Annotated in this window: 17 protein-coding genes, 1 tRNA gene and 1 riboswitch; of the genes, 9 read left to right on the top strand and 9 right to left on the bottom strand. The window is 63.9% G+C overall.

All coding sequences use genetic code 11. The features are described from left to right. Window positions 1-40: 40 nt before the first annotated feature. A tRNA-Tyr gene (locus PXK01_RS18540) sits at window positions 41-124 on the top strand. A gap of 162 nt (window positions 125-286) precedes the next feature. Here PXK01_RS18540 and PXK01_RS18535 read toward each other — a convergent pair. From PXK01_RS18535 to bioB, 8 genes are all read right to left on the bottom strand, one after another. After that, entirely contained in the window at window positions 287-808 is a 522-nt protein-coding gene (locus tag PXK01_RS18535; protein ID WP_274861233.1) for a DUF2478 domain-containing protein, read from the bottom strand. A gap of 129 nt (window positions 809-937) precedes the next feature. Beyond that, the gene (locus PXK01_RS18530; RefSeq protein WP_274861232.1) at window positions 938-2974 is read right to left on the bottom strand and encodes an ABC transporter permease; all 2037 of its coding nucleotides are present in this window, start codon (window positions 2972-2974) and stop codon (window positions 938-940) included. Then, window positions 2971-4026: a quaternary amine ABC transporter ATP-binding protein gene (locus PXK01_RS18525; RefSeq protein WP_274848471.1), complete on the bottom strand. Its 1056-nt coding sequence runs from the start codon at window positions 4024-4026 to the stop codon at window positions 2971-2973. The genes PXK01_RS18530 and PXK01_RS18525 overlap by 4 nt, the downstream gene beginning before the upstream one ends. Window positions 4027-4037: 11 nt before the next feature. Next, a complete protein-coding gene (locus tag PXK01_RS18520) occupies window positions 4038-4997 on the bottom strand; it encodes an ABC transporter substrate-binding protein (protein WP_274861230.1) in 960 nt (319 codons plus the stop codon). A 372-nt stretch (window positions 4998-5369) separates the two neighbouring features. Then, window positions 5370-6668 (bottom strand): adenosylmethionine--8-amino-7-oxononanoate transaminase, encoded by a 1299-nt coding sequence (gene bioA / locus PXK01_RS18515; protein ID WP_274861228.1) that lies wholly within the window; start codon window positions 6666-6668, stop codon window positions 5370-5372. Further along, window positions 6669-7298: a dethiobiotin synthase gene (gene bioD, locus PXK01_RS18510; protein WP_274848340.1), complete on the bottom strand. Its 630-nt coding sequence runs from the start codon at window positions 7296-7298 to the stop codon at window positions 6669-6671. It lies immediately after the preceding gene. Continuing rightward, window positions 7295-8458 carry an 8-amino-7-oxononanoate synthase gene (locus PXK01_RS18505; RefSeq protein WP_274861226.1) on the bottom strand — a complete coding sequence of 388 codons (1164 nt, stop codon included), beginning with the start codon at window positions 8456-8458 and terminating at the stop codon, window positions 7295-7297. The genes bioD and PXK01_RS18505 overlap by 4 nt, the downstream gene beginning before the upstream one ends. Continuing rightward, window positions 8455-9447, bottom strand: coding sequence for a biotin synthase BioB (gene bioB, locus PXK01_RS18500; RefSeq protein ID WP_274861224.1), 993 nt, complete (start codon window positions 9445-9447; stop codon window positions 8455-8457). Before bioB ends, PXK01_RS18505 begins: the two co-directional genes overlap by 4 nt. 218 nt (window positions 9448-9665) lie before the next feature. Then, window positions 9666-9794, top strand: a riboswitch (TPP riboswitch). Between the two features lie 121 nt (window positions 9795-9915). Here bioB and thiC point away from each other — a divergent pair. Genes thiC through thiD form a run of 7 tightly spaced genes read left to right on the top strand, consistent with a single transcriptional unit; the run spans window position 9916 to window position 15957 of the window. After that, window positions 9916-11736 (top strand): phosphomethylpyrimidine synthase ThiC, encoded by a 1821-nt coding sequence (gene thiC, locus PXK01_RS18495; protein WP_274861222.1) that lies wholly within the window; start codon window positions 9916-9918, stop codon window positions 11734-11736. Beyond that, window positions 11733-12701, top strand: coding sequence for an FAD-dependent oxidoreductase (locus PXK01_RS18490; RefSeq protein ID WP_274861220.1), 969 nt, complete (start codon window positions 11733-11735; stop codon window positions 12699-12701). Before thiC ends, PXK01_RS18490 begins: the two co-directional genes overlap by 4 nt. Beyond that, window positions 12670-12867 (top strand): sulfur carrier protein ThiS, encoded by a 198-nt coding sequence (gene thiS / locus PXK01_RS18485; protein ID WP_274861218.1) that lies wholly within the window; start codon window positions 12670-12672, stop codon window positions 12865-12867. Before PXK01_RS18490 ends, thiS begins: the two co-directional genes overlap by 32 nt. A 3-nt stretch (window positions 12868-12870) precedes the next feature. After that, window positions 12871-13638 (top strand): thiazole synthase, encoded by a 768-nt coding sequence (locus PXK01_RS18480; RefSeq protein WP_274861217.1) that lies wholly within the window; start codon window positions 12871-12873, stop codon window positions 13636-13638. Next, window positions 13638-14231, top strand: coding sequence for a thiamine phosphate synthase (locus PXK01_RS18475; RefSeq protein WP_274861215.1), 594 nt, complete (start codon window positions 13638-13640; stop codon window positions 14229-14231). The genes PXK01_RS18480 and PXK01_RS18475 overlap by 1 nt, the downstream gene beginning before the upstream one ends. After that, window positions 14228-15202 carry a HesA/MoeB/ThiF family protein gene (locus PXK01_RS18470; RefSeq protein WP_274861212.1) on the top strand — a complete coding sequence of 325 codons (975 nt, stop codon included), beginning with the start codon at window positions 14228-14230 and terminating at the stop codon, window positions 15200-15202. Before PXK01_RS18475 ends, PXK01_RS18470 begins: the two co-directional genes overlap by 4 nt. Then, complete coding sequence (gene thiD, locus PXK01_RS18465; protein ID WP_274861211.1) at window positions 15199-15957, top strand: bifunctional hydroxymethylpyrimidine kinase/phosphomethylpyrimidine kinase; 759 nt, start codon at window positions 15199-15201, stop codon at window positions 15955-15957. Before PXK01_RS18470 ends, thiD begins: the two co-directional genes overlap by 4 nt. A 12-nt stretch (window positions 15958-15969) precedes the next feature. Here the strand turns inward: thiD and PXK01_RS18460 are convergent, their stop codons facing one another. Beyond that, a complete protein-coding gene (locus tag PXK01_RS18460; RefSeq protein WP_274861209.1) occupies window positions 15970-18519 on the bottom strand; it encodes an ATP-binding protein in 2550 nt (849 codons plus the stop codon). A 458-nt stretch (window positions 18520-18977) separates the two neighbouring features. Between PXK01_RS18460 and dctP the strand changes: the two genes are divergently transcribed. After that, on the top strand, window positions 18978-20075 hold the full coding sequence (gene dctP, locus PXK01_RS18455; RefSeq protein WP_274848349.1) for a TRAP transporter substrate-binding protein DctP: 1098 nt from the start codon (window positions 18978-18980) through the stop codon (window positions 20073-20075). The last annotated feature ends 61 nt before the right edge of the window (window positions 20076-20136 follow it).

Below are 20136 nucleotides of genomic sequence, written 5' to 3'. Positions count from 1 at the left end.
AATCACGCCTCCACGTCAGGTGCAACACTCACCTGACAGTGGGCGACAGGCCGCAAGGTGTGGCAGGGGACTGTAACTCCCTCGCGGAGACGCACGCCTGGTTCGATTCCAGGGTCGCCCACCATCTTTCCTCTCTTTGTTCAGATGACTGACAGGTTACGGGATGATGGTGGCCGCCGCCATCCGGCAGCTTGAGATTTCTTGAACACGGCCCGACAAGCAAGAAAAACCCGGACGCAATGCCGGGCCATCTCTTTGAAATTATTATCATATCAGAGACTGAAGCCTAGTCCGCAGTGGCCTCGACGGCTTGCATCACCCAGACTTCCAGCGCATCCAGATCGGCCTCGGCCGCCTCGGCCATGCCGCCGGAAAAGTCCTTGAAGGCCTCCACGTTCATCCGATTCACACCGGACACAACCGGAATGCCCATGGCCAGCGCCTCACCGATCACGGGGCGCATGCCGCGCCCGTCGGCCTCGTGCTTGCCGAACTTGTTGACCAGCAGAACCTGTGGCGCGGCGGCCTCCGCCAAAGACTTGCTCACCAGCCCCACCGCCTGCTCAAGGGCGCCGGGGTTCAACCGGCAACCGCGCGCCTCGGGGCCCAGGGATTGGGAGATTCGGATCACCTCATCGCCCGGCAGAACCCGCACATCCATGTCGCAAAGCTTGTCATCGTAGCATTCCGTATTGGTCTGCACGATTCCCGCCAGCCGCAGGCCCCGCGCCTGCAGCCGTTCTGCAAGGGCCGTCAGCAGCCGGTCGGTGGCGCCGCGTTCGGTTGTCATGACATAGGCGAGGCTCATCAGCGTCTCTCTTCCCTCTTGTTCGGTTCCGCGAAAGAGACCCTAGCGCTCTTTTTTGAACCAAGCCAGAGGCGCATTTGCCACGCCGCAGATCATGCGGCGCGGCAATCGTGTTGCGGGCAAATGGACCTACAGTCCCAGGGCCTTGCGGCGTTCCTCGGCAAAGCCCTGCACGATACGGTCCGCGATCAGGGCGAGAATCGCCATCGCCGCCCCGGCAGAGATGCCAAGCCCCACATCCGCCTGCCCCAGCGCCAGATAGATCGATTGTCCCAGCCCCGTGGTGCCGATCAGCGCCGCGATCACCAGCATGGCAAAGGCATAGAGGATGGTCTGATTGAGCCCCAAGAGAATGGTCGGCGCCGCATAGGGCGCACGCACATCGCGCATCATCTGCCAGCCGGTCGCGCCAGAGGCGGTCGCGGCCTCGATCATCTCCTCCGGGGTCTCGGTAAGGCCATGGCGGGTGTAGCGGATCATCGGCACGATGGCATAGGCCATGATCGCCAGGAAGGCCGAGAACTCACCGATCTGAAAGACCATCAGCACCGGGATCAGGAAGACGAACAGCGGGATCGTCTGCAGCATGTCGCAGATCGGGCGCACCACGCGCCAGACCATGGGCGACACCGCCAAAGCCAGCCCGATGGCGCCACCCAGCACCGCGCAGGCAAAGACCGAGGCGCCCGAAAGATAGAGCGACAGCAGTGCGCGCTCCCACAGGCCCGACAGAAGGATCGTCGCCAATAGTACGACCGACAGCGCCGCCAGACGCAGACCGCCCGCCACATAGGACAGTGCGCCCACGCCCACCAGGACGAAGGGCCAGGGCAGCTGGGAAATCCCGGTCTCCAGCATACCTGCGGCGATCAGGATCACGACGCCAAAGGTCAGCTTGCCCCGATAGGCGCAATAGAGGCCGACAAGGGCCGCAACTCCAAACAGCGCAAGGCTCATGCCAGAGGTCCAGACAAAACCCCAGGTAAAGGGCAGCACCGCCTGATCAAACCCGATCCGAAGCGGCAAAAGCACGTAGAACATCACGCCATTCTTGATGGCGGTCAGCGCTTCGGCATTGGCACTGGTAAAGGCCGACAGCCCTGCATCCACGCGATCTGCCGTGCTGTGAAACAGGCCGTAGGCACCCGGATCCTGCACCTGACCGTAGAACACAAGGCTTGCGATCACGCCGATCCCCAGGATCGCCAGCGACACACGTCCGTCGTAGCTGCGACGTTTCTCATCGGCCAGCGTGCCGCTCATCCGGTCGATCAGGATGGCGAAGATCACGATCACCATGCCGGCCAAAAGGCTGGCGCCGAACTGCGCCTTGCGCATAGTCAAAAGGACTTCCCAGCCGATATCGTCAAAACCGCCGATGACGGCCGCGATGATCACCATGGACAGGGCCGCCATCAGGCATTGGTTGACGCCCACCATGATCTGGGTGGCGGCAGCGGGGATCTCCACCTGGAACAGCTGCTGCGTGCGGGTGCCGCCCGCCATGATCGCGGCTTCCTTGATTTCCGGTTCGATCCGCTGCAGGCCCAGCAACACATTGCGCGCCATCGGCGGCGCAGCATAGATCGCCGAGGCAATCAGCCCCACGACAGGGCCAAATCCAAAGAGCACCAGCAAAGGCGTAAGATAGGCAAAGGTCGGCACCGTCTGCATCACATCCAAGAGCGCCTGCACCGGCGCGCGGACACGTGGGTATTCATTGGCCAGAACCCCGATGGCGCCGCCAATCAGCAGCGCCAGCGGCACCGAAACCGAGACCAGCGCCAGCGTATTCATGCTTTGCGGCCAATAGCCCGAGGCGAGCACCGCCCCAAGCCCCACAGCCGCCATCAGCGCCATGGTCAATCCGCCCAGCCGCCAGGCCAGCGCCACCGTGGCCGCAATCAGCAAGGGCCAGGGCGTGGCGCCCAGGATCCAGTTTGCCGCCTCCATCGGATAGGCCATGAGGCTTGAGAACAGCCGCGCCGAGGGTTTGATCAGGGCCAGAACGGCCTCCATCGCCGTTCCAACCCACTCGGTCGCGGGCAGCACCCAGCCCTTGGGGAAGGCGATCAGCCAGGGCGCCACGCCCTCCAGCGCCAGGCACAGGGCGCCCACCGCCAGCGCGATCAGCGCAGCAATGCTGCCTTTGCTGAGGCGCATCATGCCGCCGGGTCCACCTGCAGGGCGGCGGCAAGATCCGCCGGGTTCACAACCCCCAAGAGCGCGCCATCCTTGTCCCGGACCGGGACGGGTTCATATAGTTCCATGCAACGCGCCAGCGCCGCATCCAGGGTCATGTCGCGGCGCAGCCCCGGATCGTCCGGCCCATGGGGCAGATCGCTCCCCGCCTGCATGACCGAAGCCACGCGCGCGTGCTGGCCCTTGGCGACATCCTTGGAGAATTCGCGCACGTAGTCATCGACCGGGTTCAAGACGATGTCCGAGGGCGTGCCAATCTGCACGATCTTGCCATCGCGCATGATGGCAATCCGGTCGGCCAGCTTCAGCGCCTCGTTGATGTCATGGGTGATGAAGACGATGGTGGTCTTCAGCTTGGCCTGAATATCCAGGAACTCATCCTGCAGCTGGCGGCGGATCAAGGGATCCAGCGCCGAAAACGGCTCATCCAGGAACCAGACGGAACAATCCGCCACCAGGGATCGCGCGATACCGACACGTTGCCGCTGCCCGCCGGACAGTTCCCGCGGGAAGTTCTTTTCCCGCCCGCCAAGACCAACCAGATCGATCACCTGCTGCGCCTTGGCAAGACGCTGCTTCTTGCCCATGCCCTGCACGCGCAGGGGATAGGCAACGTTCTCGGCCACGCTCATGTGGGGGAACAGGCCGAAATGCTGAAACACCATGCCAAGCGTCTTGCGGCGCATCTCGATCAGCCGCTTGGGGCTTGCGGCGCGGATATCCTCGCCCTCGATCAGGATTTCGCCGCCGGTGCCGGGCAGAAGCTGGGAGATACAGCGGATCAGCGTCGATTTCCCCGAGCCGCTCAGCCCCATGATCACGAAGAGCTCCCCCTCCTGCACCTCGAAGGTGGCGTCCTGCACCGCAGGCGTCAGCCCCTCGGCGCGCAAGAGCGCGGCGGCCTCATCGGCGGAGCCGGTGGAAGACAGCGCCCGCTTCAGAGCGCTGTCTGCATTGGCGCCGAACACCTGCCAGACATTCTGGCAGGTGATGGCGGGCGTTGCCTGTCCCGACACGGTGTCTTGGCTCACTTCAGGGCGGCGTCGACAACCGGGCGCCACTTGTCCTCATTGGCAGCCATCCATGCGGCGACCACCTCTTCGACCTTGCCGCCATCGACATCCACGGCGCCCATCATCGGCTGCTGGTCTTCCACCGCCAGGGTATAGGCGGAGAGGATCTCATGGGCAGCAGGCCAGGTTTCGGCCAGGCCCGACCAGCCTGCCTTGAAGATGCGCGAGGGCGCGAAATCGCAGTCATTGACGGCATTGGGGTTCGGACCCCAGGCCGGATCGGTGAAACAGGCCTCTTCGCCCACCGGCAGATCGACGAATTTCACGTCATAAGCCGACATCGCCCAATGGGGCTGCCAGAAGGTGATCAAGAGCGGCGTCTTGCGCTCGGTCGCGGCGCGCAGTTCCACGATCAGCGCGGCTTCGGAGCCCGCAGGCACCGCCTTGAAGGGCAGTTCCAGCCCGGTCATACGGTCGGCACCCGGCGTGCCCCAATCTGCGGGGTAATCCACCAGGCGGCCCTGCGGCAGGGTTTCGGCAGTTGCAAACAGCGGCGCGCAGTTTTTTAGCGCCTCCCAGGCGGGCAGGCCCGGGCAGAGGTCCGCCACATGCGCCGGGTAGGCAATGCCTTCCTTGGCATTGAGTTCCAGGTCACCCAGTTCCTCGACGGTGCCTTCGGCAACCTTCTTGGCGTATTCGTCCGAGACGTTGGAGGACCAGATCTCCAGGGTGGCGTGAATGTCACCGTCCGCAATCGCCTGGAATTGGTTCATCATACCCGCAGAGACATATTCGACCTGATACCCGGCGGCCTTCAGCATCTCACCGGCGATATGGGTGGTCACATGCTGGCCGGTCCATTCGTTCATCGCCAGCTTGATCGGCTTGTCCACGGCGCCAAGATCGGCGGCCCCTGCGGCGCCTGCCAGACATGCAGCTGCACCCAGCGTCAGTGCAAAGGAAGTGGTTTTCATCGATGTCATCCCTGTTCGTTTTTCCGCGCGGCCTGAAGTAGCTGTAGCGCGCTCTGGTTTTCCTTGGTCATCCATAATCGCGGATAATGGTCGCGCCAGACGACATCGCCACGATCCGAGCCGGAGCCTCTTGTTCTGGTGATCCAGTGTGTCCGGCTCCTAACCTTGTTTTTGACCTCAATGCGACCATTTGTCGAGCATTCGCGGCGATCGGAGGTAATTTTCCTGACTCTCCATTTAATTTTTTGGATGAAAGCTCAAATTCACGGGCGCAAGTCCCCGCACAAAGTCCGCAAAAGCTCAGCGTCAGGAAGAATCACCCGAAGGGGCACCCGGCGCGGAGACATCGCCCGATGAGCAAGCTCCCCGCCGTCACAGGATCCCTGCAAGGCGGCGCATTGCACCGGTGATCTGGCTCAGCTCACCCCGCGTCACCACGAACGGCGGCATGGCATAGATATTATGGCCGAAGGGACGCAGGAAGACGCCCATGTCCGGCGCCAGGGCATGGGCCTCATCCGCAGACACCCGTTGATCCAACTCGATCACCCCGATCGCCCCCAAAACCCGCACATCGCGCACCCCGGGCAGATCGCGTGCCGGGGCCAGTTCATCCCGCATCTGCGCCGCAATTGCCGCGATGCGCGCCTGCCAGTCCTGCCCGGTCAATAGATCAATGGCGGCGCAGGCCGCCGTGCAGGCCAGCGGGTTCGCCATATAGGTGGGGCCATGCATGAAGATGCCGGGATTGCCGCCGCCGATCCCTTCGGCCACGCGGTCATTGGTCAGCGTCGCCGCAAAGGAAATGTGCCCGCCGGTCAGCCCCTTGCCAAGGCAGAGGATATCGGGTTCCACGGTGGTGAAGCCGGTCGCAAACATTTCTCCGGTGCGGCCAAAGCCGGTGGCGATCTCGTCAAAGATCAAGAGGATGCCGAATTCATCACAGAGCGCCCGCGCCTGATTGAGGTATTCCGGGTGGTAGAAATACATGCCGCCGGTGCCCTGCACCACCGGCTCCAGGATGAAAGCGGCGATCCGGTCCTGTCCGGCCTCCAGCACACGGCGCAGTTCCGCCAGCCCGTTCAGGGCCGGATCCGCGACCCACGCCTGATCCAGGCGCACCGGCGGGCGGGAAACGAAATGCTGCACGCTCAGCGCGCCCTGGAACAAGTGATGCATGCCGGTATCGGGATCACAGACGCTCATCGCCTTCCAGGTGTCCCCGTGATAGCCCGAGCGCACGGTGGCAAATTCGCTGCGCCCCGGATGGCCCAAGGCATGCTGATATTGCACCGCCATCTTCATCGCCACCTCGACCGAGACCGAGCCGCTGTCGCAATAGAAGATCCGCTGCAGGCTGTCCGGGGTGATCTCCAGCAACCGCCGCCCCAGCTCCACCGCCGGATCATGGGTCAGACCGCCGAACATCACATGCGGCAGCCGGTCCAGCTGCGCCTTCATCGCGCCCGTGATCGCCGGATGGCGATGGCCGTGCATCATGCACCACCAGGAGGACATCGCATCGATCAGCCGGGTGCCGTTGTCCAGGGTGATATGCACGCCTTCGGCCTCTTTCACCAGGAAGGTCGAGCCGGGCCTGGTGACATTCGTGTAAGGATGCCAGAGGTGTTTCTGGTCAAAGGCAAGCGGGGTGAGAGCGGTTTCTGGCATTCAGATCAAGGCTTTGCGAATGGTATCTAGATCGATATGGGCCGCGCAGGCCGAACGCAGGGCATCCGGCGTCAGCGGAGCGATGACAGGCAGGCGGCCAAGGTGAACCACCTTGCCGAACTGGCAGATGGTTTCTTCCACCTGCGGCGCCGGATCGCCGCTGAAGATCACTCCCACAACGGGGCAGTTTCGCGCACGCAGCGCCTCCAGCGACAAAAGCGTGTGGTTGATCGTGCCAAGGCGGGTTGACGCACAAAGCACCACCGGCGCCTGCCAGCGCGCAAAGAGATCGACATAGAGCGCCCCGCGGTTCAGCGGCACCATCAGCCCCCCTGCCCCTTCGACCACCAGCGGCCCATAGACCTGCGGCAGGTCGAGCGCATCAAGGGCAATCTCCACGCCTTCGGCCTCGGCCGACAGATGCGGCGAGGCGGGAAGCTGCAGCCGATAGGCCTCGGGCAGGATGTGGCAGTTTGCCATCCCCGCGACAAAGGCGCTGTCGGTCTCTTCTTCCAGCCCCGACTGCACCGGCTTCCAGTAACTCGCGCCCAGCGCCTGCACCAGCGCAGCAGAGATCACCGTCTTGCCAATGCCGGTGTCGGTGCCGGTGACCACCAGCGCGCGGCTCATGCCTGTACCTCCAGCACCTGCGCCAGATCCTGGAACATCTCCGTGACCACCTCTTTTGGCGTGTTGAGGGTGACCGAGATCCGCAAGCGAGACGTGCCTGCGGGCACCGTGGGCGGGCGGATGCCGCGAATGTCGTAGCCACGTGCCTGCAACGCGGCGGCCACCTGCATCGTCTGCCCATCTTCGCCAAGGATCACCGGAAGAATCTGGCACTGAAGGCCTTCAATTCCGCAGAGCCGCGCCGCCTCGGCATGGGCGTGGTGGATGCCATCCCAGGCGCGCTCCAGCCGGTCACTGCCGCTTTCCAGCAGCCCCAGCGCCGCGCGCACCAATGCGGCATTCAGCGGCGACGGGGCGGTTGCAAAGATGAAGTTGCGCCCCTTGTTGATCAACATCTCGATCAGTACGTGTGGCGCGCAGATCAGGGCCCCCGAGGCCCCCAGCGCCTTGCCGCAGGTATGCAGCGTGATGACGTTCGCGCGATGCGCAAACCCATGCGCCAGACCACGCCCCTGCGGGCCGAACAGGCCGGTGGCATGGGCTTCATCCACCACCAAAACCCCGCCCGCGCTATCGGCCAGCGCCATCAGCTCGGCCAGCGGCGCAAGGTCGCCATCCATGGAATAGACCGCCTCGACCGCGATCCAGACCTGACCGGTGCCGCCCTGGCTGCGCCAGTCCGTGACGCGCTGCGCCGCGTCCGCGGCATCGTTATGGGCAAAGCTCTGCACCTCGGCCCGGCCCAGCCGCATGCCATCGCGGGTGCTGGCATGAATCAGATCATCATAAAGCACCAGATCGCCCCGCTGCGGCAGGGTCGAGAAGATCGCCACATTGGCATTGAAGCCGCCACCCATGAACAGCGCCGCCTCGCTGCCGAAGAAGGCAGCAGCTTCGTCCTCCAGCAGATGGTGCTCGCTGTCATTGCCGCGCAAGAGGCGTGAACCGCCCGCACCTACTGGAACCCCGCGCTGCAAGGCTGCCATAGCGGCGGCGCGCATTTCGGGGCTGGCCGCAAGGCCCAGATAGTCGTTCGAGGAAAAGTCATGCCCCGCGCGCGGGATCAGGCGGCGGTAGCGGTCCTGCTGCGCCAGACCGTCAAGCAGCGCCTGTTGGCGCGGAAACTGGGCCGTGAGCGGTTTGAGGGCCGCAGCGGTCATGCCTCTGCCTCGCCGATACGCCCCTCGCAATGGGCCGCCATGGCCTTGAGGCCCAGCCGGTCAAACAGCTGCTGGTCCTTGTCCTCTTCGGGGTTGTCCGCCGTGAGCAGCGTCTCCCCCACGAAGATCGAATTGGCGCCCGCAAAGAAACACATGGCCTGCAGCTCGTCACTCATGTCGGTACGGCCGGCAGACAGGCGCACATGGCTGTTGGGCATCAGGATCCGCGCCATGGCGATGGTGCGCACAAACTCGATGGGATCGAGTTTGGCCACATCGGCCAGCGGCGTGTCCGGGATCGGGATCAGCATGTTGACCGGCACCGAATCCGGGTGTTCGTCCAGGGTGGCCAGCGCCAGCAGCATGTCGATGCGGTCCATCTGTTCCTCGCCCATGCCGACGATACCGCCCGCGCAGACCTTGATCCCCGCCTCGCGCACGCGGTTCAGCGTCTCGATCCGGTCGGCAAAGGTGCGGGTGGTGATGATCTCGGAGTAATAGCGCTCCGAGGTATCGATATTGTGGTTGTAATAATCCAGCCCCGCATCGCGCAGGCGGAAGACCTGATCTTCCTCCAGCATGCCAAGGGTCATGCAGGTCTCCATGCCAAGATCCTTCACGCCGTGGATCATCGCCTCAAGGGCGGCCATGTCCCGGTCCTTGGGGCTGCGCCAGGCGGCGCCCATGCAATAGCGGGTCGCACCTGCATCCCGTGCCTTCTTCGCCTCGGCGATCACCCGCTCCACCTCGATCAGCTTGGCCGCCGAGAGTTTTGCACCATTGCGCGCGGACTGGCTGCAATAGGCGCAATCCTCGGGGCAGCCGCCGGTCTTGATGCTCAGCAGCTTGGATTTCTGCACCTGGTTGGGGTCAAAGGCCTGCCGGTGCACCGAATGCGCCCGGAACAGCAAATCCATGAACGGCAGGTTGTAGATTTCCTCGGCCTCGGCGCGTGTCCAGTCCGTTCTGATCGGCGCGGCATCCAGCATCGGCCCCTCCATTTCACATTTTATCTATCATTGCGCATCTCGATTTTGCGCTGCGCCATTTTTATAGATAATTTTTTCTCAGGATGGCAAGGCCCAGAAACCGCGCCGCAAAAAGCAATTTTATCAACGCAATTTCAGTAATTTAACAAATTTCACACCCTAGACCGCAGCAAGCGAAGAAACCCCCTTGACGTCCCCCGGGACGCTCTTCTAGGTGTAAATGCACGCAGGGGAGTCCCGCCAAGGGGACTGAGAGGCAGACAGGGCGGAGGCAACTCCAACCGGTGACGCGACCCTTTGAACCTGACCCAGTTGACACTGGCGTAGGAAGCTAGGATGCGCACCCAACGGCCCGGTACAGGCCCAAAATGCGCAGTCTGAACCGAACGGTGGGTACACCCGTTCCGCGTTTCCCCGTCCAAACCTCATCTGGTGTCTTTTTTGAAGTTTGGCTTCGAGGAGCACCGCATGACCCATCAAGACCCAAAGATCGCGCCCAGCGTGACCACCGGCCCGCTGCCCGCATCGCAAAAGATCTACGTGCCGGGCGAGATCCACCAACAGATCCGCGTGCCGATGCGCGAGATCTCGACCCACCCCACGGCAGGCGAAGCTCCGCTGCCGGTCTATGACAGCTCCGGCCCCTACACCGATCCCGATCACACCACCGACATCCGCCAGGGCCTGCCTGCACTGCGCCGCGACTGGATCCGCGCACGTGGGGACGTGGAGGACTACCAGGGCCGCGACATCAAGCCCGAGGATAACGGCTTTGCCCAAGGCGACCGGCTGACGCCAGAATTCCCACATCGCCCTGCCCCCCTGCGCGCCACGGGAAACAAGGCCGTCACGCAGCTCGCCTATGCCCGCGCGGGCCTGATCACGCCGGAAATGGAGTTCGTCGCCATCCGCGAGAACCAGCTGCGCGACACCGCGCCCTGCCATCGCGATGGCAACGACTGGGGCGCCAATATCCCGGACTACGTGACTCCAGACTTCGTCCGCCAGGAAATCGCCGCTGGCCGCGCCATCATCCCCGCCAATATCAACCACCCCGAGCTGGAACCGATGATCATCGGCCGCAACTTCCTGGTGAAGATCAACGCCAATATGGGCACCTCGGCTGTCACCTCCTCAATGGAGGAAGAGGTGGACAAGCTGGTCTGGGCGATCCGCTGGGGCGCCGATACGGTGATGGATCTGTCGACGGGGCGCAACATCCACAACACCCGCGAATGGATCATCCGCAACTCCCCCGTGCCCATCGGCACCGTGCCGATCTACCAGGCGCTGGAAAAGGTGAACGGCATTGCCGAAGACCTGACCTGGGAGGTGTTCCGCGACACGCTGATCGAACAGGCCGAACAGGGCGTGGACTATTTCACGATCCATGCAGGCGTGCGGCTGCATATGATTCCGATGACGGTGAACCGCGTGACGGGGATCGTCTCGCGCGGCGGCTCGATCATGGCCAAGTGGTGCCTGCATCACCACAAGGAAAGCTTCCTTTACGAGCATTTCGAGGAAATCTGCGACATTTGCCGCAGGTATGACGTCTCCTTCTCGCTCGGTGATGGGCTGCGCCCCGGATCGATTGCCGATGCCAATGATGAGGCGCAATTTGCCGAGCTGGAAACCCTGGGCGAGCTGACCCAGATCGCCTGGGCCAAGGACTGCCAGGTGATGATCGAGGGGCCGGGCCATGTGGCCATGCACAAGATCAAGGAGAACATGGACAAGCAGCTGGAGTGCTGCCACGAGGCGCCCTTTTACACGCTTGGCCCCCTCACCACCGACATCGCGCCGGGCTATGACCATATCACCTCCGGCATCGGGGCCGCGATGATCGGCTGGTTCGGCTGCGCCATGCTTTGCTATGTAACGCCCAAGGAACACCTGGGCCTGCCGGACCGCGATGATGTGAAGACCGGCGTGATCACCTACAAGATCGCCGCCCATGCCGCCGATCTGGCCAAGGGGCTGCCGGGGGCGCAAAGGCGTGATGATGCGCTATCGCGCGCACGCTTCGAATTCCGCTGGGAGGATCAGTTCAACCTCTCGCTCGACCCTGAAACAGCGCGTGATTTCCACGATGCCACCCTGCCGAAACAGGCCCACAAGGTGGCGCATTTCTGTTCCATGTGCGGGCCGAAATTCTGCTCGATGCGGATCAGCCACGACATCCGCGCCGAGGCCCAGAAGGAAGGCATGGAGGCGATGGCGGCCAAGTTCCGCGAGGGCGGCGACCTTTATGTGCCGGTGAAGGACGCAGAGGACGCGGGCGCATGATCACCATCGCAGGTGCGGGCCTTGCCGGGCTGGCTTGCGCGCATGAGCTGGCCCGGCGCGGCGCAAGCGTAACCATCTATGAACGCAGCGCGCGCATCGGCGAGGGCAGCGTCTCGCGCTACGCAGGCGGCATGCTCGCCCCCTGGTGCGAGGGTGAAAGCGCCGAAGCGCAAGTGATCACCCTCGGCAGCCGCGCCCTCGACTGGTGGGCCCAGATCACCCCGGTGGTCCGGCGCGGCACGTTGGTCTTGGCGCCTGCCCGCGACCGGGCCGAGCTCACCCGCTTTGCCAAACGCACCGAAGCACATGAGGTGGTTGACGAGACGCAGATCGCAGCACTTGAGCCGGACCTCGCTGGCCGGTTCCGCAGCGGTCTGCACTTTGCCCAGGAAGGCCACCTGGACCCGCGCAGGGCGCTGATCGACCTGGCCCGGCGGGTTGAGGAGATGGGCGTGACGATACATCTGAACAGGCCCGCGCCAAAGCGGGTGACGCTCGACTGCACCGGCATGAACGCGCCCTTGCACGGCCTGCGCCCGGTGCGCGGGGAGATGGCGATCCTGCATGCGCCGGGGGTGGAGATCCGCCGCACCCTGCGCCTGCTGCATCCGCGCATCCCCATCTACCTTGTACCGCGCGAGGGCCATCACTTCATGCTGGGCGCCACCATGCTGGAAAGCAGCGCCACCTGCCCGCCGACCTTGCGCGCCCTCAGCGAGCTGATGAACGCCGCCTATGCCCTGCACCCGGGCCTGGCCGAGGCCTCGGTTGTCGAGCTTGGCGCAGGCCTGCGCCCGGCCTTTGCAAACAACCTACCACAGCTGATCTGGCAGGACGGCACATTGTTCCTCAACGGGCTTTACCGCCACGGCTTCCTGCTGGCGCCCGCCATGGCCGCGCGCGCGGCAGGCATGCTGATACCGGAGATTGAAGATGCAGATCATCGTGAACGCAGAACCGCGTGAGATCCGCGCGGAGACCCTGGATGCGGCTCTGCAGGAGCTGGGCCTGACCAGCCCTGCGATTGCAACGGCGCTGAACGGGCAATTTGTTTCGCGTGCGAAACGCGTTGACACGACCTTAACCGATGGCGACCGGCTCGAAATCCTCGCCCCGATGCAGGGAGGCTAAGAGATGAATCTCTATGGCGTAGAGCTCAGCTCGCGGCTGTTGCTCGGAACCGCGCAATACCCCTCACCCCAGGTCTTGCTGGAGGCGATCCATCACAGCCGCTGCGAGGTGATTACCGTGTCGCTGCGCCGCGAAAGCGCAGGCGGATCCGGCGCGGCCTTCTGGGACATGCTGCAGGACCTGTCTGTACGGATCCTGCCCAATACCGCCGGCTGCCACACGGTACGGGATGCGGTGACCACCGCCCATATGGCGCGGGAGGTCCTTGGCACCCCCTGGATCAAGCTGGAAGTGATCGGCCACGGCGACACGCTGCAACCGGATGTCTTTGCCCTGGTGGAAGCCGCGCGGATCCTCAGCGCCGAAGGCTTCCAGGTCTTTCCCTACACGACCGAGGATCTGGTGGTCGGCGAGCGGCTGATTGAGGCAGGCTGCGAAGTCTTGATGCCCTGGGGCGCACCGATCGGATCGGGTCAGGGGTTGCTCCGCCGCGACGGGCTCAAGGCGATGCGGGCGCATTTTCCGAAGGTGCCGCTGATCGTCGATGCCGGCATCGGCCGCCCCTCGGATGCGGCAGAGGCGATGGAGCTGGGCATGGACGGGGTCCTGATGAACACGGCCGTAGCCAAGGCGGGCGATCCGGTGGCCATGGCCCGCGCCATGGATCTGGCCTTGCGGGCCGGGCGCGCGGGTTTTGAGGCCGAGCCGATGGAGCGGCGCGACATGGGGGTGCCCTCCACCCCGGTTCTGGGTCTGGCGGAGTTGTTGTGATGGAGCGCTTCTACCTGATCGTGGGCCATGTTGGCCGATTGGAGCTGCTGGTGCCGCAAGGGGTGAAGCTGGTGCAGTTGCGCCTCAAGAAACAACCCGAAGCCGAAGTGCGCCGCCAGATCGCCCGTGCGCGCGATCTCTGCGCGGTGCATGGCGCGCAGCTGGTGGTGAACGACCACTGGCAGGCGGCGCTGGATCTCAACTGCAGCTTCGTTCACCTCGGCCAGGAGGACATGGACACGGCGGATTTTGCCGCCCTGCGCCGCGCCGGGCTGCGTTATGGTCTTTCGACCCATGACGAGGGCGAGCTTGAGCGCGCCCTGTCCCATGATCCCGCCTATGTGGCCCTTGGGCCGATCTATCCAACCCAGCTCAAACAGATGAAATGGCCGCCGCAGGGGCTGGAGCGGCTGCGGCGTTGGAAAGCTCTTGCCGGCAACACGCCCCTGGTGGCCATCGGCGGGCTTACGCCCGAACGCCTGCCCGGCGTCTTTGCCGCCGGGGCCGACAGCGCGGCGGTGGTGACGGATATCCAGCAGGCCAGCGACCCGGAAGCCCGCACCCGGGACTGGATCAGGGCCTGCGGCGGATGAGCAGGATCGACCGGTACGCCCGCCAGATCGCCCTGCCCGAGGTGGGCGCCAGCGGCCAGGCGAGGCTTGCAACGGCCCATGTTCTGATTGTTGGCGCCGGTGGGCTTGGCTGTCCGGCCTTGAGCTATCTGGCCGGGGCCGGTGTTGGAGAGATCACCCTGATGGACCCAGACGTGGTGGAGGAAAGCAACCTGCACCGCCAGCCGCTCTATCATACGGGCGATATCGGCCTGCCCAAGGTCGAGGCGGCCCGGCGCCACCTGCAAAAGGCTCATCCTGCCCTGAACCTGCATGCAATCGGCAGCGCGCTGACGCCAGAGAATGCCGCCGCCGCCATCGCCCGCGCCGACCTAGTGCTGGATGGTGCAGATACCATCGCGGCCTCCTACATCCTGTCGGATCACTGCCACGCGCAGGGCACACCGCTGATCTCTGCCTCCGCCCTGGGGCAGAGGGGCTATGTGGGCGGGTTCTGCGACGGCGCGCCCTCCCTGCGGGCGCTGTTTCCCGATCCCCCCGACAGCGGCGCCACCTGCGCCAGCCTCGGCGTCATGGGGCCGCTGGTGGGGGCGATCGGCGCGCTGCAGGCGCAGATGGCGCTGAAGGTCTTGCTCGGCCATGACCCCTCCCCCCTGGGGCAGGTGATCTCGCTGGACATGGCGGACCTCAGGCTGTCGGGCTTTCGCTTTGACGATGCGGAAGAACCTGCCGACGGATTTGCCTTTATCGCCCCCGACACCATCGAGGACGGAGATTATGTCATCGATCTGCGCCCCCCGGAAGAAGCCGCCACAGCTGCGGCGCCACAGGCCAGGCGCCTGCCCCTGCAGGCACTTGCGGCGGAACACCTCCCGAAAGACCGGCGGATCGTCCTGTGCTGCCACTCGGGTCAACGCGCCTGGCGGGCCGCGCGGCAGTTGCAGCAGCGTGGATATGACCATCTGGCCCTGCTGGCCGTGGCGACGACATGACTGCGGCGCCACGCATCCTGGTGATTGCCGGAACCGATTCCAGCGGCGGCGCCGGGCTGACGCGCGACACCGCCACGGCCGCCGAGCTGGGCTGCCGCGTCGCGCCGGTGGTGACCGCTGTGACCGCACAGACCAGCGCAACCTTACGCTGCGCCTTGCCGCTGCCCACCCCGATCATCGTCGAACAGATGCGTGCCAGCCTGGATGAGGCGCCGGTCGATGCCGTCAAGATCGGCATGCTCGGCACCGCAGAGGCCGCCCTGGCGATCGCGGCGCATCTGCCGCCACGGGTGCCGGTGGTGTTGGATCCCGTGCTCAAGAGCTCTTCCGGCGGTGACCTTGGACACCGGCAGAGCCTGGCTCCCCTTTGGGGGCGGGTGAGCCTGCTGACCCCGAACCTGACCGAAAGCGCAGCGCTGGCGCAGCAGCCGGTCAGCGAGGACCCCGACGATCTGCAACGACAGGCCATCAGTTTGCTGGGCAACGCATCGCAACCGGGGCCCGCAGCCGTTCTGATCAAAGGCGGCCATGGCAGCAGACAGGAGTGCTTGGACTACCTGTTCCGCCCCGGCACCGTGGATGTTTTGCGCGCGCCGCGTCAACGGCAGGGCGCCAGGGGGACCGGCTGCAGCCTGGCCACGGCGATTGCCTGCTTCCTGGCGCGGGGGCTGCCATTGGCCACCGCCTGCGAAGAGGGGAAACACTGGCTGACGCAGTGGTTGACGATACAGGAGATCAGCGCGCGCCCAAGCTGATCGCCATTGCGACTAGCCGATATTCGCCGGTTCCGGACGGTCTGCAAGACGCGCGGCGCGCAGAGTGGCGAGGGTCTCCAGAAGCACGGCCTTGCGGATCGGCTTTTGCAGGAAATGATCCATACCGGCGTCAAGACAGGCCTTTCTGTGGCTATCAAAGGCATTCGCGGTCAGCGCCACGATCACCGGCTGCGGGCCTTCCAGCGCGCGGATCTCGCGGGTGGCCGCCGCGCCGTCGAGCTCCGGCATGGACATATCCATCAGCACGAAATCCGGCATTTCGGCCCGGCACAGCTCCACCGCTTCGCGACCGTTTTCCGCCTCCTTGCAGTCCACAGGAAGCCCGGACAGGTATTTTCGCACCAGCAGCCGATTGGTGCGGTTGTCTTCGGCCAGGACGATGCGACTGCCGCGCAGAACCTCAAGATCCACTTGCGGCACGGCTTCCTCCTGCCGCTCGCCGAGCGGCGTCTGCTCTGGCTCCAGCTGCACTTCAAGGCGGAAACAGGCCCCCTGACCCTGCGTCTTGTCGCGGCAGAGGGTGATGTCGCCCCCCATTCTGTTGGCCAGGATCCTTGAAATGGTCAGGCCAAGCCCGGTGCCGCCAAAGGCGCGTGTCGTGGCGGCATCGGCCTGGGAAAACCTGTCGAAGATACGCTCTGCCTGGCTTTCGGTGATCCCGATGCCGGTGTCCTCGACCTCAACCACCAGCCGGTTGGGGGTGACCGGCGAGATCTCGGCGCGCAGAATGACCTCTCCCTTGGCAGTGAATTTTACCGCATTGCCGACCAGATTGACCAGGATCTGACGCAGACGGGAATCATCCCCGTGCATGCGCTGAGGCATGGCCGGATCGAGTTCGACCTTCAACGCCAGGCCCTTGCTCTCGGCCTTGGGGCGCAGAAGGTTGGCGGCGTGCACGATACAGCTGCGCAAGTCGAAATCAGTGGGCGTGATCTCAAGCTTGTCGGCCTCCAGGCGCGACAAGTCCAGAATGTCGTTGATGATCTTCAACAATCCGTTCGAGGAGTCCCGGATGGTGTCGACAAAGAGCCGTTCCTCCTGAGGCAGCTCTTTCTCGGCCAGCAGGTCCGCCATGCCAAGAATGCCGTTCATGGGGGTGCGGATTTCATGGCTCATATTGGCCAGGAATTCGGTCTTTGCCCGGTCGGCCTGCTCGGCGGCAAGCTTTGCCTCCATCAATTCACTGTTGCGCTGGGTCAAGGCCCGGTTGGCGCGGATCAGCTCCTCGCGCAGATGCACATCCCAGGATACATCCCAATCGACCCCGATCACGCGCTGCCGCCCGGCGAAATCGAAGTAGACACAGCCCAGGGCCCGAATGTACTTCTCCTCACCATTGTCGAGCAGAACCCGATACTCGGACTGGTAGTTCGCACCGTCCTGGGTGGCGCGCCAGAAGGTTTCGACAGCGGCCTGGCGATCATCCGGGTGCAGGCACTCCTTCCAGTCGGCAAAGGTCATCTTGCGATCCTTGCCCTGCACCCCGTAGAGCTCCAGCATACGCCGGTCCCAGATCAGTTCACCGGTTTCCACCTCCATCTCCCAAATCCCGATCTTGGAGGTCTCCACCGCGATTTCCAGGCGCCGAGACAGGGTCTCCAACTCGCGCTCGCGGCGCTTGAGCTTCTCGATCGCCTGCCGACGCGCGGCGGACATCCGACTGGCCATGATGATCGGGATGAGCACCAGCGCACTGCCCAGCAGCAAGGACAAACGCAAGGCCCAGCGGTTGCCGGGTACAACACCCCAGCCCCGCGCCGGACGCGCAGCCAACAACCAACGGCCCTCCGGCAGGGTGATATCCATCAGCACCGGATCGCCCGCCAGGACATCCGCGGAGCCAAAGAACAACTCTCCCTGCGCGCCCTGCCCGTCCTTGCCGATCAGCGCCACCTCAATACCAAGCCCCGGATCGTTCAGCCCGGCGGCCTCATAGACCCCCTGCTCGTCCATTACCGCGGACAAGATCCCCCAGAACTGCCGCTGCCCGCCGGTGCGGGTGAAAATCGGGAAGCGTGCGATGAAGGCACGCCCGCCCTGTACCAGGGTCAAAGGACCGGCCAGGACCATCTTGCCACTGTCCCTGACCTGATTGGCCGCCTTGTGCTGCGCCTCATTCTTGGTCAGGTCCAGACCCAGAGCCTCCTCGTTTCCCGCCAAGGGATGAATACGGGTAATCACCAGGTCCGGGGCGGCGGCCACATGGGTGATCTCGCCATGATCCCCGATAATATGTGTGCCAAGTTCGGAAAACCGCTGCTGCGACATGTCAGGCTCGGTGGACAAGACCCCGACCAACCCCCGCACCAATTGGATATCGGCGCTCAGAACGCCCTCGAGGCGGGAGCGGATCAGGCCGGCTTCATTCTGCACCTGCGCCCTTAGACCTTGTTGAAAGATGATGGAATTCTGGCGTTCGGCAAACACCCAGGCGCCGACCAGCACGGCCAGGGTGACCAGGATTGGCAGGTAGGTGCGGTTGAAGACACCGCGCAGAACACCACGCACATCGGCACGGCCATCGAGAACCACCACCATTTAAAGCCTCTTGAAATCGCCGGACACACCTAAACCGCTAGCTCGGACAGTATGCTAACAACTGGTTCAATAGCTCTTAACGACCAAAATATAAATATCGGGGTAGCCGCGCCGGGTCACGCACAACCAGGAAGTGCTCGATTCACCCCCTTCGGCACGGCCACACTCGCGCCTCAAGATGCGGACATTATGGCGATTATCCTCATTTTTCCGGCCCTGAATATCGTCAAAATGTCCGCCCTGCATTTTGGTAAAAAAAACAGTCCAATTTCTGAACTCGCCCTATGCAGCAATCTTCTTCGAAAATCAGATCGTTAATCGCGACCGGTCGGGACGGCACGAAAAAACAACACATATGATTTTGAAAATCTAAAATGCGCCCCCTAAAATGTCACTGTCTGCGCCAGGGTTGGCGCGGGCTGAACTGTCGCAAGACAGGCAAAGGGAGGAATAAAATCATGTCAAAAATCGTATCGCGCCGTCGCGCGCTGACGGGTCTTGCCGGTCTGGGAGCTGCCGGCCTGGCCGCTCCGAGCCTTGCAACGGCTGCAGGTCAGACCAAAACCTGGAAAGTGCAGACATCCTGGCCCGGTGGCGCGGGTCTGCAGATCTTTAAGGACTGGTGCGGCACCATCGCCGAAAAGACCGGTGGCGAGCTGGCCTTCCAGCCCTTCGGCGCCAATGACGTCGTGGGTGATTTCCAGCTGTATGACGCGGTGAAGAACGGCGTTCTGGACGCGGTGAACCCCTTCACCATCTACGCGCAAGGGATCATTCCGGCGGCGGTCTTCCTGTCGTCCTTCCCGCTGGGGCTGCGCAACCCGCATGAATATGACGTCTTCTACTACGGGCTTGGCGGCATCGACATGGCGCGCGAGCTCTACAAGGCGCAGGGCATGCATTTCGTCGGCCCGATCCACCACGGCCCGAACATCATCCACTCCAAGGTGCCGATCCGCTCGATCGACGATTTCCGCGGCCGCAAGATGCGCCTGCCCGGCGGCATGGTCGCCGAGATCTTCACCGAGATCGGCGCCGAAACCACCGTTCTGCCCGGTTCGGAAATCTTCCCGGCGCTGGAGAAGGGCACCATCGACGTGGCCGACTACGTGGGTCCGGCGGTGAACTACTCGCTCGGCTTCAGCCAGGTGACCGACTATATCGTCATGGGCCCTCCGGGCTTCATGTCGCTCTATCAGCCGGTGGACATCATGGACCTGACCGTGGGCATGGACAGCTGGAACGCGCTGTCGCCGCAGATGCAGCAGTTCGTCGAGATGGAAACCCACGTCTATTCCGACATGCACCACGCCGCGATCCAGGCCGCCGACCAGGAAGCCTGGAAGAAGTTCGAGGCCGATGGCACCGAGGTCACCCGCCTCAGCCAGGACGACGTGGAACTGATGACCGAGGTCGCCGTTCCGGTCTGGTTCAAATACGCCAACCGCGACAAGTCCAGCGCCCGCGTCTTCAAGACGATCCTGGATTACATGCAGTCCGGTTCGCTTGGCTATGTCGACCCGGCCCTGACCGAAGGCATGTCGCTGGATCTGTAATCCAGCCCACGACAAATGCAAACACGACGGACCCGCACATCGCGTGCGGGTCCGTTTGTGA

It is taken from the genome of Phaeobacter sp. PT47_59, from assembly GCF_028890025.1.
In the GTDB taxonomy this organism is placed as follows: Bacteria; Pseudomonadota; Alphaproteobacteria; order Rhodobacterales; family Rhodobacteraceae; genus Phycobacter.
This window is presented reverse-complemented; position numbering and strand designations above follow the sequence as displayed.

What these genes read in the sequence shown, in the direction of transcription:
- thiC (WP_274861222.1), top strand. Translation starts at nt 9,916, where the DNA reads ATGACCCATCAAGACCCAAAGATCGCGCCCAGCGTGACCACCGGCCCG.
- PXK01_RS18480 (WP_274861217.1), top strand. Translation starts at nt 12,871, where the DNA reads ATGAATCTCTATGGCGTAGAGCTCAGCTCGCGGCTGTTGCTCGGAACC.
- PXK01_RS18475 (WP_274861215.1), top strand. Translation starts at nt 13,638, where the DNA reads ATGGAGCGCTTCTACCTGATCGTGGGCCATGTTGGCCGATTGGAGCTG.
- PXK01_RS18505 (WP_274861226.1), bottom strand. Translation starts at nt 8,458, where the DNA reads ATGACCGCTGCGGCCCTCAAACCGCTCACGGCCCAGTTTCCGCGCCAA.
- PXK01_RS18535 (WP_274861233.1), bottom strand. Translation starts at nt 808, where the DNA reads ATGAGCCTCGCCTATGTCATGACAACCGAACGCGGCGCCACCGACCGG.
- PXK01_RS18470 (WP_274861212.1), top strand. Translation starts at nt 14,228, where the DNA reads ATGAGCAGGATCGACCGGTACGCCCGCCAGATCGCCCTGCCCGAGGTG.
- PXK01_RS18520 (WP_274861230.1), bottom strand. Translation starts at nt 4,997, where the DNA reads ATGAAAACCACTTCCTTTGCACTGACGCTGGGTGCAGCTGCATGTCTG.
- dctP (WP_274848349.1), top strand. Translation starts at nt 18,978, where the DNA reads ATGTCAAAAATCGTATCGCGCCGTCGCGCGCTGACGGGTCTTGCCGGT.
- thiD (WP_274861211.1), top strand. Translation starts at nt 15,199, where the DNA reads ATGACTGCGGCGCCACGCATCCTGGTGATTGCCGGAACCGATTCCAGC.
- PXK01_RS18530 (WP_274861232.1), bottom strand. Translation starts at nt 2,974, where the DNA reads ATGATGCGCCTCAGCAAAGGCAGCATTGCTGCGCTGATCGCGCTGGCG.
- bioD (WP_274848340.1), bottom strand. Translation starts at nt 7,298, where the DNA reads ATGAGCCGCGCGCTGGTGGTCACCGGCACCGACACCGGCATTGGCAAG.
- thiS (WP_274861218.1), top strand. Translation starts at nt 12,670, where the DNA reads ATGCAGATCATCGTGAACGCAGAACCGCGTGAGATCCGCGCGGAGACC.
- bioB (WP_274861224.1), bottom strand. Translation starts at nt 9,447, where the DNA reads ATGCTGGATGCCGCGCCGATCAGAACGGACTGGACACGCGCCGAGGCC.
- bioA (WP_274861228.1), bottom strand. Translation starts at nt 6,668, where the DNA reads ATGCCAGAAACCGCTCTCACCCCGCTTGCCTTTGACCAGAAACACCTC.
- PXK01_RS18460 (WP_274861209.1), bottom strand. Translation starts at nt 18,519, where the DNA reads ATGGTGGTGGTTCTCGATGGCCGTGCCGATGTGCGTGGTGTTCTGCGC.
- PXK01_RS18490 (WP_274861220.1), top strand. Translation starts at nt 11,733, where the DNA reads ATGATCACCATCGCAGGTGCGGGCCTTGCCGGGCTGGCTTGCGCGCAT.